The organism is Streptomyces sp. 11x1, from assembly GCF_032598905.1.
In the GTDB taxonomy this organism is placed as follows: domain Bacteria; phylum Actinomycetota; class Actinomycetes; order Streptomycetales; family Streptomycetaceae; genus Streptomyces.
The window spans coordinates 4,583,890-4,601,145 of record NZ_CP122458.1 but is presented as its reverse complement, the minus strand read 5'-3'; the positions used below and the strand labels follow the sequence as shown (position 1 = coordinate 4,601,145).

The following is a 17,256-nucleotide window of genomic DNA, read 5'->3' as shown; positions in this document are numbered from 1 at the left end:
GGTTGGGTCAGCCGCCGATGCAGGTGCTATTGGTGCAGGCGGACTGGCAGGTGGAGGTGCAGTTGTCGCTGGTGTCGTTCAGCAGCGAGCCGATGACCGGGGCCGAGGCGAGGGTCTCGATGTTGAGGTCGAAGTCCGACCCGGTGTTGGTGCTGTAGTCGGTCGCGGCCTTCAGCGTTGTCGTGGGGTTCTGCTGTGCCATCACGTACTCCTCACGGGAAAAGGCGGGTGGGATGTGCTGTGCCGGCCTGGCCGTGGCGCCGCCGACGGCGTCACGGCCAGGTGATCGTGACCCGCGTGTGGGGTCGGTCGACGAGACGGCCCGCGGGAAGCCGGTCGTCCGGCGTACCTGCCGGGTGGACCTCGATGTGCGCACGGTGGGCCCGGTGGTCGCTGTGCCAGACCTGGATCTCCTCCACCAGACGGTCCGCGACCTTCTGTCCCTGCGGCCCGTGGCCGATCGCCCCGAGCTCGTACCGGTCGGGGTCGTCGATGGGGCGCGCGGTGCGGTAGGCGAAGCTGTCCACGTCCACCAGCGTGGGGACGCCGATCGGCGACGTGGAGCCGACCAGACCACGCTTCCGTGCGCCGATCTTGGCAGCCATCAGGGGCAGGTTGTCGAGGGCGGTCGTCAGCCACAGGTCCAGGTGCTCGGTGGACTCGTCGCCGGCCACGGTGACGCCCGACCACGCCTCGACACGGGGCATGCCCAGGGCCACACGCAGGGCCTCGGCGTCAGGCTCGAAATGGCCGTCGAGGCGGAGGGCGATCTCCTCCCCTTCCACGTCGTGGAGCAATACCAGGCGCACGCGGTTCTCCCCGACGCCCTGCATCGGCACGAACCCGCACAGCTCGAACCCGTCACTGACGAGCCGCTCCCTGTCGCGGACGAACGCCACCGTGCGGGTCATGCCACGCATCCGCAGCGGCACCACGAGCCGACCACCCTCCTTCAGCTGGTGGACCCAGGCGGACGGGATGTCGGCGGCCTGCACGGTGACGACGATGCGGTCGTACGGCGCGTGGCCGGCTACGCCGTGCTCGCCGTCGGCTGTGATCACGGTGACAATCCGGTCGTAGCCGGTCGCCTTGAGGAACTCCTCGGCACGCTGGGTGACGTCGTGGTCGATGTCCATCGTGACGACGCGGCCCTGCTCGCCCACCATCTCGGCGAGGTAGGCCGCGTTCACCCCGCCGGAGCCGATCTCCAGGACGTTCATCCCCGGCTGGATGTCCGCCTGCTCGATCTGCATGGCCTGGATGCGCGGGGCGGACACCGAGCTGATGTTCACGCCCGTCGCATCCGTCTTCGTGACCGGGGCGAACTCGGCCTCGTAGGTCTTGGTCATGTCCACTTCGGGGGTGGCCAGGTGCCGGGGTACCGAACGGAACGCGGCCACGACGCGGCCACTGCGCGCGGCCCTCAGTTCGATCAGCCGCTCCACCATGGCATCACGCATCTGCTGTTCGGATGCGGGGGCGTTGTGCTTCTCGGACGTTGGGGCGGGAGTGTCGTTCACAAGCATTCTCCTTCTCGGCACTACGTCGTCTTCTTGAACTGGGCCAGCCTGTCTGCGGTGTTGTCGGCCAGGTCAGCGGTGAGTTCGCGCACGTCAAGGGGAAGGCCCTCGTCCTTACTGGCATTGATTCCGGCGCCGAGGGCGCCGATCAGGTCGAACAACGTGTCGTCGTCTGGTTCCTCGGTTGCCAAGGCGGCTCTCTCTTCTTGTGGCGGTGCGGCCCGCTCCCGCTGTGACCTGTCCTTCTGAGGTCGGGGATACCTCCAGCTCGAACAGCGGGAGCGGGGGTTGAAGGCCCGCCTAAGACGCGGCCGTTCTCCTACGCGACGTGGGCGGGCGGTCTGTTGAGTGGCGCTTTGGTGGGCCACTGGCAGAGGGGACGGGGCTGTCCGGGGGCCGGGGCATTCCGCAGGCGGGTGGCGCGCTCGCTCATCGTCCAGTGGAGCTGTTCGAGCCTGAAGACGCATCGCTGGCAGGCGCAGAGGGGAAACGCCGTGCCCGCCATCGCGATCTCGCCGACCTCGGGCACGGGGACGTTCGTCTGCTCGCATCTGAAGCAGCTGCCGGTCGCCCAGTCGAAACGGCTCCACAACTCTCCTGGCCTCACTCCCATGGCGGGCCTCCTCCCAGGAGATGGGGCATCGGGTTACCGCCGACGAGGGGCAGAAAGGCGACGGGGCGCGCATGCCACACGAAGGAGCACGACCCCGCTGCGAGCGGCAGCGTGAAATCCACACCTTGTTGAAGAGCTGAGACGGCGTCCCGCCAGCTCTGGGCACGTCGGTCCACGAGAAGGCCGATGAAGTCCGGCTCAGCGGCCGAGGCGATGACGCGGACTTGAATGCGTGCCCATCGGACAGCCGAGGCGGCGGTCGGCTGCGCGGCACAGCTGATGCGCCGCCCGTCCGCGTGACGCCATTCGCACCAGAACCCGGACTCAGGCTCGCGGACGGCGCGTGCCGGCGTGGGAGAGAGATGAAGGAGCACGGGGTGATCAGGGCGCATGGCCGCCTGCCTCCGGGCAGACCCACAGCAGCCGACGGGTAAGACTGGCGACATCGCGCATGAAGAAGAAGGCGCTGAAGGCCGGCGTCTCCTTCGTAGGACGCGCTGACAGCTCCAGCAGTGTGTTCGCCCGGCTGACCAGACTCCTGATGTCGGGGTCCTCGTCCGCGCCCAGGTCCACGCCGAGAAGCCGGTTCAGCTGCTCGATGACGGCCGTGGTCCTGATGTCGATGCTCTCGCGGGTGGAGGTGCCCAGCTTCATCCTCAGGGCGGCGTCGGTGCTGTCCGCGATCAGCTTCGTGTCGATGGGCTGCTTGTCGACGGCTGGAGCCTTGCGTCTGTCCGTCACGGTGCTCACCACGCATCTCCCCTCGGTACCGCAACCTGCGGCGACTGCCTCGGTTGCTCGGGTTCGGAGACGAACGTAGAGCGGCCGTCACCCATGTCCCAAGGAGATTGCGCGAGTTTGCAGCAAGCCGATTGACGGCCCACAACCGCCCATCGACCATCGTCATGTCGCGCAAACCCAAGCAAGGCAGCAGACAGGAGAACGGCCATGAAGCTACGGTTCCTTGGTAAGAACTCCACGGTCGGCGACTGCCCGACCCTGTACGCCACGGACCGGGACACCTACCTCGTCCAGGGCTGGAAGATCTTCGCGAACGTCCTGCTGATGCAGCTTGAGATCCTGGAGGGGGAGACGGCGGTGGAGGTGCCCACAGAGCTGTTCGAGCACCTCACCAACGACGGCCTGGCGGCCGGGGAGATCAGGCGCGTCGAGGATCCGATCATGATCCTGACGCCGAGCGGTACGTTCGTCGTCCAGGGCCGCGAGGTGACCGACCCCGAGGCGTTGGCCCAGATGGAGATTCCGGACTACGAGACCGTGGTCGAGGTCCCCAAGGCCGCGATCACCGCCCTACTGGAGGAACCGCGTGGAGCTGATCTCCAGCGCCGAGCGCAACCGGCTCTTTGAGAGCTTCGCGCAGGACGCATTCCATCTGGAGCTGAGGGACGACTACTCCGTCCCCGACGAGGACAGCCCGTTCACGAGCTGGCTGCGCGGCGAGACCGTCGACTACTCCTACATGGAGCCCTGGACGCAGCTCATCCGGCGCGTCACCGGAGAAGGGAAAACCGTCCGACGCGTCCGAGTCATCACCGAGCCGCACACCCCCTACATCCAGTGGGAGCACGCCACCACCGCCCTCAACGAGGAGGCCGGCGAGGAGATCCGCTGGCTGCCCCGGCACCGCCTGCCGGAGGACGTCACCTTCCCCGTGGGAGGCAACGACTGGTGGCTGTACGACGACCGCCTCCTCGCCGTGGGCCACTTCGCCCCCGACGGCAGGGTGCTCGGATCAGAACTGATCGAGGACCCGGACACCGTGGCCGAGTGCGTACGCCTACGGGACCTGCTGTGGTCCGCCGCCACCCCGCACCCCGAGTACAAGCCCTGACCGACCCGTGAGCACCCAAGTACAAGAAGCACTGCAAGCGCTCGGTGCCCGGCTGCGCGGCTTCCGCAAGGACGCCGGATTCGCCAGCGGCCGGGCATTCGCGCGCGCCACCGCGTGGCAGGAGTCGAAGGTCTCCCGCATCGAGAACGGCAAGCAGCGCCCCAGCGAGGACGACATCCGCGTCTGGTGCGAGAAGACCGGCCAGGGCGACCAGCTCGGCGACCTGGTCGCGATCGTCCGCCACGTCGACGAGCTGTGGCTCGAATGGCGCCGGCAACTCCAGACCGGCGTTGAGAAACGACAGCGCCAAGCCATCCCGGTGTACGCCAAGACCAAGGTCTTCCGCATCTGGCACCCCACACTCATCTGGGGAACCCTCCAGACCGCGGACTACGCCGCCGAGGTCTTCCAACAGGGCGTCAGCTACTACGAGATACCCAACGACACCGAAGCGGCCGTGGCGAAGCGACTCGAACGCCAGCAGTACCTGTACCAGGGTGAACGCATCTTCAACGTCCTCCTCGGCGAACAGGCCCTCTACACCAACTTCGGCGGCCCAGAAGTGATGAAGGGACAGCTCGACCGCCTCCTGGCGGTGATGCGCCTTCCCCGCCTCAGCCTGGGCATCGTCCCCAAGTCCGCCCCGACCCTCATCTGGCCGGGCAACGCGTTCTCGATGTTCGACAGCCGACTCGTCCTCGTCGAGACCTACTCGGCGGAGTTCTCCGTCTCCCAGCCCCGAGAAATCGAGCTGTACACCAAGGCGTTCGCCCTCCTGAAGCAGTCAGCGGTCTACGGCACCGCCGTCCGAGACCTCATCTCCACGGCGATCCAGCACTACGACCAGATCCCGAACGACTAGGAGAGCGCACCGTGCGGGCGATGACACCGAACTGGCGAACCAGCTCCTACACGGAAACGCAGAACTGCGTCGAAATAGCAGACAACGACGCGACCACAGTGATGATCCGGGACACCAAGGCACGCGACCGGGGAATGATCGAAGTCCAACGGGCCACGTGGACGGCCTTCGTGGAGCACGCCAGGCAGAGACAGCATTGATGACGTTCGCGTAGGACGTGATGAACGGTGCCGATCGCCCCTCAGTTGTCCGCGCCATCCAATAGAGGGGTTTGCCAGCGAACCCAATCGTTCCGGATCGCAGCAGCGCTGTCGGCTGCACGAGCACCGAGTGCAGCCCGTGTTCCGGATCGCACGCGGCCAACAGCGCGGCCCGGGGCCCAGACGTCGAGGCCGGTCCGGACGACGAGGATGCGACCGCTACCCGTGAGGTCAACCCGCGCTTCGAATCTGCCCGGTTGGACAGAATGCCGACATGGTGACCACCGTCGGGTACTCGGAGGAGGGTGTACGGGGCGACCGGACGGCAGCACTCCGGCTGTACGATAAGTGCGAGATCGCTCTCAGTGGACCGGGCACTTTCATCGACGCGGCCGTGCGCTATCTCTGGCCGCAGGCTCGCCCCGTCTCCCTTCGCGCCGGCCTGCCCGTGGTCCGTCTGGTGCCGGGCCGGATCCCGCCCTCATTGACCACGAACGCGGTCCGCCGACCGATTACGCTCTACTCCTCGACCGACGGACGCGTGCCCGACTACAACGAGGGCGTCGAATACCGGGGAGTTCCCGGCCTCGATCGCTTGGTCGTCAATCCGCACACGGGGAGCCGGATCCTGGTGTCCGGCAGCAAGGTCCACGTCGTGAACACCGACACCGAGGCAGGCGCCCGCGACGCCCTGCGCGTCGTCAAACAGCTCGTGACCACGGAGTTTGAAGCGGCTGGTGTGGTTACGATCCACGCGTCCGCCTTCGCTGTTGCGGACGGGGCCGTCGCCGTGGCGGGACCTCCTGGCGCCGGGAAAACCTCGACCGTACTCGCCGCCGTTGCGACGGGCGCGCGCATGATCGGCAATGACAAGGTGTATGCGTCGACGGACGCGCACGGCACGCGTATCCGCGGCTGGACCGACCCCATCAGGGTGATCGAGTCCCTGGACGCCCCTAAGAGAACCATCACGCTTGCTGCGTACTTCACCGAGGACCTCGGCCGTCTGGCCGTGGACCCACTGCCGTTGCGCACGGTCGTCGTCGCCGACGTCGGCACAGGGGCAGTGCCCGTCCAGTGCGAAGAACTGGACCCAGCCGTCGGACTGCTGAGCCTGCGCCGCGAGGTCCTGCCGCCCAGGGTCCGCTGGCTGGGGATCGAGCCGCCCGCCGCACAGCGGCTCCCTCTCCCGTCCGCTGACCGCTTCCTGCGCCTCACCTACGGCTACCGTGACGCGGCCCGCGCGATGAAACTGCTCCTGCACCGCATCGACGCGTGATGGAGGGCCGAAGTCACGCGTCCGTGTACCCGCTCTCCTGACCCAGAGGTCCTGCTGCAATGAGCCAACTGCTATTCATCTGAGCGAGTTTGCCTCACAATGGGCGACTCGGGCACCGCCGGTTTGTCCGGTCGCAGCGTCCGTGGCACACCAGAGAGGACCGAACGTGTCGGCAACAGCTCGTCGGGTCATCGCGTGGTCGGTCGGAGCGGTGTGCCTTGCCGTGGTCGTCTGGCTCGTGGTGGCGGCCTCCCTTGATCTAAGGACGGGAGACAGTACAGCAAGTGTTGTTGCGGCCGTTGTGGCGGTGATCGGACTCGCTCTCTCGGTGGTCACCCTCCTCAGGACTCCCGGTGGCACCACCCCAGCTACCCGCAGGTCCGTCCGGGTGCGGGGCCGGGGCGCCGTCGGGGCGGGCGGCGACGTGCGCGACAACGCCTTCGGTCCCGGGGCCAAGGTGACAGGCGCACCCACACCCGCGTCCGTCCGTCCGTCTGGTGCGGCGAGTCCCGACGTCGACGTGCGGGGCCGGGGCTCCGTTGGAGCGGGCGGGGACGTGGCCGGCAACGCCCTGGGCGAGGACAGCGAGAGGTGAGGCTGTGGCGCCGACGCAGGGGCAGGGAGCAACGTCCGGAGGGACCGGCGGCGGAATACGCTCCGAATCCCCCAAACGACCTACCTGCCGCGCCTCAGGCTCTTGAAGCCGAGTCAGTTGAGGACGCTTCGGCGAATCGGTCTGCCGTACGCGTGGGCAGAAGCGCGGTGGGAGCCGGCGGCTCTGTCCTGGGCAACGCCATCGGAGAGGGGAGCAGCGCCACTCTGATTGAGCAGTTGGTGGTCGGCCTGCCCATCGGCCCGCAGCGCCGACGCCGCGGACAGCTCGCGCCCCCGCCGCTTGGAGATACGGCGAAGCGCCCGCAGATCAGCGCCTCGGTGACTAAGGCGTTGCTGAGCCGCGAGCACGAGGGCCGGGCGCCTGTCGTCTTCCTGGAGGGCTACGGCGGGATCGGCAAAACCACCCTGGCCCTCCAGATCTGCGAACTCCCAGACATCGCAGAACAGTTCCCCGGCGGAGTGATCTGGACTGTGGTTGGCCAGTCCCGGACTGGCCCGGACCTGGCCAGCCATCTCGCGGATATCTGCGAGCACTTGTCCGGACACCGGCCCACCACCATCGACCCGCTCCTCGTCGGCGCTCTGCTGGGTGAGATCCTGGACGAGGGCGAGCCTGTCCTGCTGGTGGTGGACGACGTCTGGACGCAGGAGCAGGTGGACGCCTTCCTCGTGGGGGGCACCCGTTCCGCCCGACTGTTCACCGCCCGGAACATGGGTCTCGCGCCCGCTGTCGCCGAGACGGTCGAGGTCGGGCGAATGACCGAGGACGAGGCACGCGTCACCACGTCCGCCGGGCTCCCGGCACTCGACGCGGCCGTCTTGGACAGTCTGCTGCGCTTCGCCAAGGGCTGGCCCGTCCTGCTCGGCCTAATCAACGCCTCGCTGCGCGCCCGCGTCAGGGCCGGCGGTCCACCCGCCGAAGTAGCGGCCTGGGTCGCCCAACTCGTGGCGTCCGGCGGACCGGAGGCCCTCGACGCCACCATGCCGCCCCATATGCGGGCCACCGTCGGGGCGACGGTCAACGCCAGTCTCGACCTGCTCTCCGCCGACGAACGCGAACGCTACTTCGACCTGGCCGTCTTCGACGAGGACGCGGAAGTCCCCGAACGCGTCCTCGCCCTTTTGTGGAGCGTCACCGGAGGACTGGAGCACGGCGAGAGCCGCAGGATGATCTCCCTGCTGTCCTCCCTGCGCTTGGTGTCGGAGCGGTGGTGCGACGGTGAACCCGCGTTCAGCGTTCACGACGTCCTTCGGTCCTATCTGCGCCACCAGACTCCCGAGCATGACCTGGTGAGTCGCAACCAGGCCCTCGTGCAGGCCCTGCGCACACTGCTGCCCGAGGGGCGCGGCGACCACTGGTGGCTACTGCCGCCCCGCGAGACGTTCGTGCTCCAGCATCTGCCGTACCACCTTCAGGCCGCCCTAGCGCATACCGAACTCGCCGCTCTGGCCTGTGACCCGCGGTGGATCGCCGCCCAGATCCTGCACCTGGGTTCGGCCGTGCCCGCCGTCGCCACGCTGTCCGGCATCGACACCACCCGCGCCGCCGCACTCAGGGAAATACTGGACCGCGACGTGGAGATCCTCGTCCCCGAGGTCACGCCGTCGGCCGTCGCCGCGACCCTCGCGAGCCGGCTGGCGGCAAGCCCCGAATTGCGCGACGTAGCCGCACGCTATCTTGACGACCTGCCACGGCCCCTGCTGCGCCCGCACTGGCCGCTGCCCGACACCGACGCCGCTTCCGCCGACGGGCATACAGGCCCCATCGGAGACTGCGCGGTGTCGCCAGGAGGCGACGCCATCGCCACCGCCTCCGACGACCGTCTCGTCATCCTCTGGGATTCGGCCACTCTTCGTGTCCGACACGTCCTGCGGGGCCACAGCGAGCGCGTGCGCGCCTGTGCGTTCAGCCCAGACGGCTCTCTGCTGCTGTCCGCGTCGACTGACGGAACCGTCCGCGTCTGGAGGGTCTCCGACGGGCGTCCGGTCCACGTGTTTGGGGAGCGCGCTGCCCGCGCCCTCGGCTGCGCTTGGTCCTGGGACGGCCAATGGGTGGCCGCCGCCGCGGGAGACGGGACGGTGACCGTGTGGGACGTCGTAACGGGCGAGACGTACCAGCAGATGCTCAGCCCCAGCGGCAACGAGTGGGACTGCACCTTCACGCCGGACGGAACGGGACTGCTCTCGGTAGGGGAGGACGGCGTCCTACGGGCGTGGGACGTCTCCAGCGCCGAAATGCGCTGGAGCAGGGCCATGCACACCGGAAGGATCCGCTGCTGCGCCTTCTCGCCGTCCGGAAGCCTGATCGCCACGGCCGGAAGCGACACAACCGTTCGGCTGTCGCGTGCCGACGGAGAGCCCATGCACGTCCTGCGCGGGCACACGGAGCGGGTCCGCTTCTGCGGGTTTTCGCCCGACGGAGCCGTGCTGGCCACCGCTTCGGAGGACCGAACTATCCGCCTGTGGGACACCACGAGCGGACAATTGCTCCGCGTGCTGCGCGGCCACACCGATTGGGTGGGAGCGGCGGTCTTCCTCACCGACGGTAAGCGTCTCGTCAGCTGCGGAGGAGACACGACCGTGCGCGTCTGGGACCTGGCCGCTGACGCGCCCCCGCAGATCGTCCGTCCCGGACGCCGTGCCGCGGGATGTTGCGCCTTTTCCCCGGACGGACGGCAGATCCTCGCCGGTCACAGCGACGGCCTGGTCCGGCTCCTCGACGTGACGACCGCAGAAGTCCGGTTCGAGGCCGAGGGCCACGATGGCAGGGTCCTGGACTGTGCAGTGACCCCCAACGGCGACGTCGTCACTGCGGGAGGCGACGGCGAACTGGCCCTGTGGGACGTGAACACTGGCGAACCACGGCTCCGCTTCATCCGTCACTCCGGGCGGATCTGGGGCTGTGAGGTCTCCGTGGACGGTGCCCGCATGGCCTCAGCCGGCGAGGATGGCGTGGTCAGGATCCACGACCTGCGCAGCGGAGAGGTCCTCAACGAGCTGGAACATCGGACAGGGCATGCGCTCGGCTGTGCCTTCTCACCCGACGACAGTCTCATAGCCTCCGTCGGCGACGACGGCAAGCTTAGGCTGTGGGATGGCCGCACAGGACAGCTGACGGCGACGCTCAAGACTGGGCGGGAAATCTCGCTGTGGAGCTGCCGCTTCTCACCGAACGGTTCCCATCTCGCCTCGGTGGGATCCCCAGCGACCGCGCTCGCTCTGTGGTCGACCACCGACCGCACGGTCGACACCTACATCCCCATAGGCGGAGACCGGATTACCAGCTGCGCCTTCTCCCCGTCAGGTCGGCAGATTGCGACATGCGGCGACGAAGGCTACCTGGGGGTGTGGGACGTGGCCACGGGCGCGCCCCTCACCGGCATCCGAGTCGCCTTTCCGCTGAACCGGTGTGCGTGGTCCGCGACGGCCTCGGGTTCCGTTCTCGCTGCTGCCGGGAACGGAGGACTGTACGTGTTCGCCTATGAGGAAGAGTGACGTCCCCCTGGCTCGCTCTCTCCCTCAGCCACCGGCCGTCTCGCCGTGCCGCAGGAACCCGTGCCGTGAGTACGACGCCGTCTGAACCAGTTCGGTCGTCAACCGGCCCGGAGTGTGGTTCTCGATAGCGGCGAGGAATTCAACGGAACTCCCGAACAGCCGCGGCCCGATGTCGGGATGACCGAGCAGGGAGACACCAGGCGCCAGGTCGTACATCCTTCCGTTGAACGTCAGCACGTCACCAGATCGGGTGACGTCCAGCGGGCGGGACGACGTCATGCCCCAGCCGTGCGGGACGATCAGGCGGTCCTCGCCGGTGAGCAGAGAAACGGCGTTGCGTCCTCCGGAAGCCGCCTCGAACAGCGCAATCGGCTGCCCCACCGTGCTGAACACGGGTACCTCCTCCCCCGGTTCGCACAGATAGCAGCCGATCGCGGCCGAGGCGGGTGTGGGCATGTAGTAGTGGTGCTTGTGGAGGTCGCCGGTCACGCCGACGCGGCTGTTCAGCAGCAGGTTAGCCAGGAACCGGTGCCGTACGACGTTGAAGCGCAGGAGCATCTGGGCCATGTCCGAGAAGAGCTCCGCCTTGTCGCCCGTTAGGAGCCGCACGGGCCGTTCGCCCTCGAAGACGCGCACCGCGTCCGCGAACCAGTTCCCGGGTGTAGGGCACAACCCGTTGAACTGGTCCTTAAACTCCTTTTCGTTACTGTGCAGCACGAGGGCGTACCGCCCGTCGTCCGCCCTGCGGCATGTCACGATGAAGTGGTTCCCGCGGTCCAGGTTCCACTCGTAGCTGCTGTCCTCGACGATCCGACGCTGTAGGGCTGCGACGGACTCCTTTGTGAAGATCTCCGAGGGATCGCCGTCCAGCCAGAAGATCGACGACGTGTCGATGTTCATCGTCGTGTCCACCGGGACTGCCGGGACCCGGCAGTCCCACTCCACCAAACATCCGGTGGCGAACCCGCCAGCCAGGCGCAGAGCGTCGTACGGGACCCCCAGGTCGGCGGCGGGGCTCACCTGACAGTCGGCCCGAGGGTCCAGTGTGCGCAGGGCCCGGCGCAGAAGTGACTCGGTCTGTCTGAGGTGGGGTAAGAGGAACCTCTGTGCTTGGTCGCCCTCGACGATTGCTTTCAGTACCGAGAACACCTACGCTCCTCTGCCCGGAGATGCGCGCGACGCGCGCGATACGGCTGGCTCACGATACGGAGCTTTGTGACGCACGCTTGCACGATACGGCCCGTTCGCGACACCACGCCGATGTACACCCCACCGATACGGCTGCGAACCGGAAACGGCGCGGATGAGAAGACAGCGACCGTGCCCGGCACCGGGCCGGGACCCCGGTGGAAGTGGCTACGACCGTGCGGCTGCGGCCTCCACCTCGCGCAGGACCTCTTCGGACAGCGACAGCCCTGCGGCTCCCGACCACTGGTCCACCTGGTCGGGACGGCGTGCGCCCACGATGGCCCCGCTCACTCCCGGACGGCTCAGTACCCAGGCGAGGGCGAGCTCGGGGACGCTGCGCCCAGTCCGGGCTGCAATCTCCCGCAGCCTGCCCACCACGGCCAGTTTCCAGGTCAGTTCGGGCTCAGCAAACTTGGCGGACTTCTTACGCCAGTCGCCGGCGGGCAGAGCCTCGACGCGGGTCCGGTCGAAGGCTCCGGTCAACAGCCCTGAGGCCAGCGGCGAGTACGCAATCACGCCGGTGCCGTGCTCCGCGCACCGGTCGAGGAGCGGCAGCGACTTCTGGTCCAGCAGACTCAGCGAGGGCTGCACTGAGTCCACGTGCCGTACACCCTCGCAGAGTTCAAGCTGCTCCTGGTTCACGTTTGACAGGCCGATCCACCGGACCTTGCCCTCGTCCACAAGTTCGGCCAACGTGCCCCAGGAGTCCTCAAGGGCCGTGCCCGTCCGATTGTCCGGCCGGTGAATCTGGTACAGATCGATCCGGTCCAACCCCAGACGCTTCAGACTGGCCTCGCATTCCTGCCGAATGCTGTCCGGTCGCAGGTCGGACACGACCTTGCCGGGATTCTCGGGCTCCCAGACCCGGCCGCATTTGGTGAACACCAACGGCCTTTCTGCTGGTCTAAGCTGCCGCAGGGCCGTCCCCACAACCTCTTCCGAGTGGCCGCATCCGTAGGCGGGAGCGGTGTCCAGCCAGCTGAGCCCTCGGCTCACCGCATGCAGGACGGTCCGGACCGACTCGGCGTCGTCGACCGGCCCCCAGCCGTACTCGTACGGACCGCCGATGGCCCATGTACCGAGTCCCAGCCAGGTGATCTCGGGACCCTCACGTCCCAGTCGCGCGGTGTCGATCCGACCCGGGCCGGCTTGCGGTCGCGCCTTGTCTGGATTCACGGTGATGCATCCTACTTGAGGCGCAACTGACTGTCGACGCACGAGCATTGAGGTGAAGGGGGACGCTCTCGGTGCCTCGGCCGGACTTCCTCAGAGCTGTTCAGACAGCGCACGACGGGTTGCGGACAACGAACAGTCTTAAAGGCCCTCGTAAGCTTTCCGGCTCGTCCGCGCTGGCCGATGTCCACGTGGAGAAGGCACTCGACAGGGCCCGTGCCGAGCGCTGGGCCGAAATCCGCTGACGTGCAAGAGCACCTCTTCTCATACGCCGATGGCGGCCCACAGAGTGGGCCGCCATCGGCGTATGGGCGGTCAGTTCTCGCTGTGCTCGGCGAGGTACTCCATTGTGTCCTGCGCGGTGACGATCTTGACCAGGCGTTCGTACTCCGTGCGGTCCTCGTCGGTCATGATGGCGACGGCGTCGCTGACCACGGAGCCCTTGGGAAGCCTTGCGAAGTACTTCATGAGCAACTCGACGAAGGCGTCCTTCATCGCGTCGAGTTCACGCTCCCATTCGTCCTCAAGCCGCATCTGGGCCTTCGCGGCGGCTATCTCTGCCGGTGTCATGGTGGAGAGCAGCTGGTGCTCGGCGGTGGTGAATGGATGTCCGTCGAGGTGGTAGCAGCGCGACGGGTCCTCGTGACGGGCGAGGTCCAAGTCGGTGATGAGGAGGACGACTTCGGGGCGAACAGAGGAGGAGGGCATGGGCGGTTCCTTGTGTGGTGTCGCGAGTTCGGCTTGTGCTGGTGAGTGCTTCGAGGGCGGATCGGCAGGCGGTGCTCGGGGCATGGAGTGCATTGCCTTGGTCGAAGGAGCGGGTTGAGGAGGGCGGAAAGGCTTCGTGCCAGGGCTGTTGGGTGGAGGCCGGCGGTGGGAGTGCGACGCGCTCGGCCGCTGCTTGATGGGTGCTCGGGGTCACCGTGGCCGGTGCGGGCGGGATGACGGCGGCGCGGATGTCGGGGGTGTCGCGGCGGTGGCTCGCGCCGTGGACGGGACGTGGGCGATGCGGGGGCTGCGGGCTTGTGCGGCCCGTGCTTGGCGGCCGGGCACGTGCCGGTTGCCGAGGCGTTGGATGCGCCAGGTGAGGGTCCTGGCTGGGGACGTGGCGTCGTCCAGCGAGCGCCGCCCTGCTGCGTGGTGGAGGAGTTCGGCCGGGTCGTGCCCGGCTGCCTCGGCGGCGGCGAGGGCGGCGGCCAGGGACTCCCAGGCGGGTTCGGCGAGGATCTGCTTGGCGTAGGCCGGAACCGCGTCGCGGACGTGCTGGACGTACCGGCGGACGGCGCCGGCCGGAGGCTTGTGGGCGGCTATGGTCGCCAGGGGCGCGGGGGCTGTCTGGTCGTAGGCGGCCCGGAGGTGGAGCAGGGCTTGGCGGGCGGCGGCGACCTGCCGGTCGTGGTGCCGCTGCGCGTTGTGGCGCTGGACGGCGGTGACGACGAGGATGGCGGCGTCCAGGAGCATCGCCAGGCCGCTGCCGTCGGCGGGGTGGTGGCGCATCGCCTTGATTGCGCCGCGCAGTGCGCGGGCGTGCTGGTGGTCGACGCGGGCTCGGGTGTGGGCGGCGTGCTCGAAGGCGACGGCGGCCCGGTGGAGTTCGGCCTTCAGGTGGGCGGGGGCGTAGAGGGGCAGGGCGTAGAGGGTTTCGCCGAGGGCGACCAGGTGGGCCTGCGCGACGTCGTCGGGGCTGTGGTCGATGTGGTGGCGGATGTGTTCGGTGGCCATGGCGGCCTGGTGCCACGGGTTGGGGCGGCGCCCGGCCGGTGAGGGTTCGATGGGGGGATCTTCGGCGGCGGCGAGGCGCTGCTGTATCTGGGGGAGGGAGAGGTCGGTGGCGAGGCTGGAGCCGGAGTAGAAGACGGGCTCGCCGTTGTCGTTGGTCTCGCCGGGCAGGGCGACCTTGTAGCCCTGCAGGTCGCCGGAGGGCAGAGTGCGGGTTTCGACCTGGAGGCCGGCGTCGGCGAGCAGGTTGAAGAACTCCTGAAGGTCTTCGGCGCGGGCGAGCGCCGTGCGGACGACGTGGCGAAGTTCCGCCCGTGTGTCCTTGCTGCGGCCGGTGCGCTTGGCCTTCTCCTGCTCGGCGCGGGTGGGGCGTTTGGCGGCCGGAGTGCGGTCGGCGGCCTGGCGTCCGCGGGGGACGCGGGTGAGGCCGAAGTCTTCCTCGAGCCTGGTGAGTTCGGTCATGGCGCGGTGGTAGTCGTTCCAGTTGCGGGGCGGTCGCAGGTCCCCGCGCATCTTGGTGGCGACGATGTGGATGTGGTCGTCCGCGTGGCGCACCGCGATCCAGCGGCAGCCGTCCGGGTCGCCGGTGGGGGCGATGCCGGTCGCGTGCACGATGCGGCGCGCGATGTGTTCCCATTCGGCGTCGGTGAGGATGCGGTCCTCGGGCGCCGCACGCAGCGAGCAGTGCCACACGTGCCCCGCAGGGGCCTGGTCGCCGGCCTGCTTGACGCGCAGGTCGAGAGCCTTGACGAGCTGGTCCATCCGCTCCTCGTGGCCGGGGCTGCCTTCGGGGCCGGGGTCGGGTACGAAGCCGTCCCAGGAGGCGACGATGTGCTGATCGCTGTGCACGGTGGCTTTGCCCCGCCCGAAGAGGTACCTCAGTACGCCGCGGGTGTTGCTGCCCGGTTTGACGATGTTCGCGATCACGCCCGGCCCGCCTTCTGCCCGGCGGCCCGGAAAGCGGCCTCGTCCACGGCCTTCACCGCGTCGCGGGCAGTGGCCAGGAGGCGTTCGGCCCGGTCCAGGACGGCGGCGTCCACAGGGTGTGGATCACCGCCGGAGTTGAGACGGCGCGCTATCTGGTTGGCGTTGGTGCCGATCCGGGCGATCTCGGTGCGCAGGGCGGCGAACTCGTCGATGGCGTCGTCGTAGACGGTGCGCTGGTCGGGCAGGTGCGTCTCGCCGTTGACGAAGGCCATGACGACCGCGCCGACCAGGTGGGCGCCGGCGATGCCCATCGCCTTGGCCCTGGCCACGATCGCGGCCTTCTCGGCGTCGCTGTAACGGGCATCGACACGGGCCTCGCGACGGCCGTCGTCACAGCGTTCGCGGCGGCGCAGGACACGATAGAGCGCGGCTTCGTCGGCAGCGCGTACGACAGGCGTCTGCTGCTCGGCAGCGATGTCTTCGCCCGCCCCCGACTCCTGCTTCGGCGCGCCCTCGCGCCGGAGCTGCTCCTCCGCGACCCCCGGCGCGGAGGAGTCCGCGTTGGACCGGCCGATGGACGGTCCAACGCCCTTGCTTGCTGCGCTGTTCAGGCCGATGGTCATCTCCTGCTGGGGGGTGGCGAGCTCGCGGTGCGGATCGTGCATGGAACGGTTCTCCGAGGGGTGCTGGTGTCGGGTGCTTCGCTTCGCGCGGCCTTGCGTCCCCGTGCTTGTCTGCGCGGGAGCTCGGGGGAGCCGGAAAGGTGGGGCGAAGGTGCGTTTTGCGGGGTCAGGCGGAGCCGACGGGGGCAGTGTCGAGTTCCCTCTGCCGCTGGGAGACGGCTTCGTCGAGCCCGTCGAGCCCGTCGAGAGGCTCGGCCTCGAAGCCGTCGTACGCGGTGGGCTCGGCCTGGCCGGTGCGCTCGGCCTGCAACTGGTCGCGCAGAGCGCGGGCGCGTTTCTGGCCGATCCGTAGCGCGCTGCGCAGACGCTCGGCGGTGAGCCGGTCGTCGCTCCACTCGGCGGTCAGGAGTCGGGCCTCGTCGAGGATTTCGGCGTCGGTGCGGGTGCGGTCGACGGTCGACTTGGCGGTGGCGCGGACCCGACCGGTCGCCCGACGCGGGGCGGCTCCGGTCGGCTCTACGGTGGCGGCCGGCCGGGGCGGTCGGGTGGAGGGGGCCGACTCGTCGGCCTCGGTCGGCCTCGTCACGGGCGCCTCGGCGACCTTCACGGGGGTCGACTCGGTCGGCTTCTCGGGGGCCGATTCGGCCTGGTCAGACCTCGACCGTGTGGCCTGCTCGTCGGCTTGCCGACTCTGCGACTGGACAGAGGCTGCTTCGGCCGAGTCAGCCGACTCGGGGGTGTGGTGCAGCACCTTCGCCACGAGGTCCGACCCGAAGTAGATCGACCCGACCGGGAGCGAGGTCGCCAGCAGCACAAGGGCCCAGTTCGCAGGGTCCCAGTCGGCCAGTCGGCCCCACTGGACCGACTCGGTGTGCAGGGCCGGGATGAGGCCGTGCACGTAGTTCAGCAGGAGGCTGGCGATCGTGTAGGTCGCCAGGACCCGCAGCGCGAACTTCCGGTCGGTACCGGTCAGCACGAGCGTGGCGACCAGTGCGAGGGCCATCAGCCCGTCGATGACGATCGGGTAGAGCAGGGCGGCGGTGGGGTCGGCGCCGATGGCGCGGGCCACGTCGGACAGCGCGTTCCACGAGACCCGGAAGGCCATGAGGACGACGGCCACCAGGCCGGCGACGAGGGTGATGCGTCCGTTGCGGTTCACGCGGCGACCTCCAGCGGGTGCGAGTGCTCGG

At 68.7% G+C, this 17,256-nt stretch carries 18 protein-coding genes; 7 read left to right on the top strand and 11 right to left on the bottom strand.

All coding sequences use genetic code 11. The annotated features are described in order from the left end of the window. Positions 1–7: 7 nt before the first annotated feature. The 5 genes from P8T65_RS20010 to P8T65_RS19990 all read right to left on the bottom strand — a co-directional run bounded on the left by P8T65_RS20010 (position 8) and on the right by P8T65_RS19990 (position 2,883). Positions 8–202: an FxLD family lanthipeptide gene (locus tag P8T65_RS20010; protein ID WP_220647796.1), complete on the bottom strand. Its 195-nt coding sequence runs from the start codon at positions 200–202 to the stop codon at positions 8–10. Between the two features lie 70 nt (positions 203–272). Beyond that, entirely contained in the window at positions 273–1,520 is a 1,248-nt protein-coding gene (gene fxlM, locus P8T65_RS20005) for a methyltransferase, FxLD system (protein WP_316726643.1), read from the bottom strand. A gap of 20 nt (positions 1,521–1,540) precedes the next feature. Beyond that, positions 1,541–1,711: a hypothetical protein gene (locus P8T65_RS20000; RefSeq protein WP_316726642.1), complete on the bottom strand. Its 171-nt coding sequence runs from the start codon at positions 1,709–1,711 to the stop codon at positions 1,541–1,543. A gap of 128 nt (positions 1,712–1,839) precedes the next feature. Continuing rightward, the gene (locus P8T65_RS19995; protein WP_316726641.1) at positions 1,840–2,133 is read right to left on the bottom strand and encodes a hypothetical protein; all 294 of its coding nucleotides are present in this window, start codon (positions 2,131–2,133) and stop codon (positions 1,840–1,842) included. Positions 2,134–2,514: 381 nt separating this feature from the next. Then, positions 2,515–2,883, bottom strand: coding sequence for a hypothetical protein (locus P8T65_RS19990; protein ID WP_316726640.1), 369 nt, complete (start codon positions 2,881–2,883; stop codon positions 2,515–2,517). A gap of 198 nt (positions 2,884–3,081) precedes the next feature. On the opposite strand from P8T65_RS19990, the gene P8T65_RS19985 reads away from it, so the two are divergent. The 7 genes from P8T65_RS19985 (at position 3,082) to P8T65_RS19955 (ending at position 10,436) form a co-directional block, all read left to right on the top strand. After that, on the top strand, positions 3,082–3,501 hold the full coding sequence (locus tag P8T65_RS19985) for a hypothetical protein (RefSeq protein ID WP_316726639.1): 420 nt from the start codon (positions 3,082–3,084) through the stop codon (positions 3,499–3,501). Further along, the gene (locus P8T65_RS19980) at positions 3,461–3,985 is read left to right on the top strand and encodes a DUF6879 family protein (RefSeq protein ID WP_316726638.1); all 525 of its coding nucleotides are present in this window, start codon (positions 3,461–3,463) and stop codon (positions 3,983–3,985) included. Before P8T65_RS19985 ends, P8T65_RS19980 begins: the two co-directional genes overlap by 41 nt. 7 nt (positions 3,986–3,992) lie before the next feature. Further along, complete coding sequence (locus P8T65_RS19975; protein WP_316726637.1) at positions 3,993–4,847, top strand: helix-turn-helix transcriptional regulator; 855 nt, start codon at positions 3,993–3,995, stop codon at positions 4,845–4,847. Positions 4,848–4,867: 20 nt separating this feature from the next. After that, positions 4,868–5,047, top strand: a complete 180-nt coding sequence (locus P8T65_RS19970) for a DUF397 domain-containing protein (RefSeq protein ID WP_316726636.1) — start codon at positions 4,868–4,870, stop codon at positions 5,045–5,047. A 274-nt stretch (positions 5,048–5,321) separates the two neighbouring features. Continuing rightward, positions 5,322–6,326: a hypothetical protein gene (locus tag P8T65_RS19965; protein WP_316726635.1), complete on the top strand. Its 1,005-nt coding sequence runs from the start codon at positions 5,322–5,324 to the stop codon at positions 6,324–6,326. Positions 6,327–6,633: 307 nt separating this feature from the next. Further along, complete coding sequence (locus P8T65_RS19960; protein WP_316726634.1) at positions 6,634–6,921, top strand: hypothetical protein; 288 nt, start codon at positions 6,634–6,636, stop codon at positions 6,919–6,921. 152 nt (positions 6,922–7,073) lie between these two features. Beyond that, the gene (locus tag P8T65_RS19955) at positions 7,074–10,436 is read left to right on the top strand and encodes an NB-ARC domain-containing protein (protein WP_316726633.1); all 3,363 of its coding nucleotides are present in this window, start codon (positions 7,074–7,076) and stop codon (positions 10,434–10,436) included. 24 nt (positions 10,437–10,460) lie between these two features. On the opposite strand, the gene P8T65_RS19950 is transcribed toward P8T65_RS19955, so the two are convergent. The 6 genes from P8T65_RS19950 to P8T65_RS19925 form a co-directional block, all read right to left on the bottom strand. Then, the gene (locus P8T65_RS19950) at positions 10,461–11,336 is read right to left on the bottom strand and encodes a hypothetical protein (RefSeq protein ID WP_316726632.1); all 876 of its coding nucleotides are present in this window, start codon (positions 11,334–11,336) and stop codon (positions 10,461–10,463) included. Positions 11,337–11,792: 456 nt separating this feature from the next. Then, complete coding sequence (locus P8T65_RS19945) at positions 11,793–12,800, bottom strand: aldo/keto reductase (RefSeq protein WP_316726631.1); 1,008 nt, start codon at positions 12,798–12,800, stop codon at positions 11,793–11,795. Positions 12,801–13,112: 312 nt separating this feature from the next. Next, on the bottom strand, positions 13,113–13,505 hold the full coding sequence (locus P8T65_RS19940) for a hypothetical protein (RefSeq protein WP_316726630.1): 393 nt from the start codon (positions 13,503–13,505) through the stop codon (positions 13,113–13,115). A 210-nt stretch (positions 13,506–13,715) separates the two neighbouring features. Beyond that, positions 13,716–15,443 carry a relaxase/mobilization nuclease domain-containing protein gene (locus tag P8T65_RS19935; protein WP_316726629.1) on the bottom strand — a complete coding sequence of 576 codons (1,728 nt, stop codon included), beginning with the start codon at positions 15,441–15,443 and terminating at the stop codon, positions 13,716–13,718. Continuing rightward, positions 15,440–16,108, bottom strand: a complete 669-nt coding sequence (mobC, locus tag P8T65_RS19930) for a plasmid mobilization relaxosome protein MobC (protein WP_316726628.1) — start codon at positions 16,106–16,108, stop codon at positions 15,440–15,442. The genes P8T65_RS19935 and mobC overlap by 4 nt, the downstream gene beginning before the upstream one ends. 124 nt (positions 16,109–16,232) lie before the next feature. After that, on the bottom strand, positions 16,233–17,225 hold the full coding sequence (locus P8T65_RS19925; RefSeq protein WP_316726627.1) for a DUF2637 domain-containing protein: 993 nt from the start codon (positions 17,223–17,225) through the stop codon (positions 16,233–16,235). Positions 17,226–17,256: the final 31 nt, after the last annotated feature.

Excerpts from the sequence above, each read along its gene's own strand:
- P8T65_RS19940 (WP_316726630.1), bottom strand. The coding sequence starts at position 13,505 with ATGCCCTCCTCCTCTGTTCGCCCCGAAGTCGTCCTCCTCATCACCGAC.
- P8T65_RS19965 (WP_316726635.1), top strand. The coding sequence starts at position 5,322 with ATGGTGACCACCGTCGGGTACTCGGAGGAGGGTGTACGGGGCGACCGG.
- P8T65_RS19950 (WP_316726632.1), bottom strand. The coding sequence starts at position 11,336 with ATGAACATCGACACGTCGTCGATCTTCTGGCTGGACGGCGATCCCTCG.
- mobC (WP_316726628.1), bottom strand. The coding sequence starts at position 16,108 with ATGCACGATCCGCACCGCGAGCTCGCCACCCCCCAGCAGGAGATGACC.
- P8T65_RS20010 (WP_220647796.1), bottom strand. The coding sequence starts at position 202 with ATGGCACAGCAGAACCCCACGACAACGCTGAAGGCCGCGACCGACTAC.
- P8T65_RS19995 (WP_316726641.1), bottom strand. The coding sequence starts at position 2,133 with ATGGGAGTGAGGCCAGGAGAGTTGTGGAGCCGTTTCGACTGGGCGACC.
- P8T65_RS19970 (WP_316726636.1), top strand. The coding sequence starts at position 4,868 with ATGACACCGAACTGGCGAACCAGCTCCTACACGGAAACGCAGAACTGC.
- P8T65_RS19985 (WP_316726639.1), top strand. The coding sequence starts at position 3,082 with ATGAAGCTACGGTTCCTTGGTAAGAACTCCACGGTCGGCGACTGCCCG.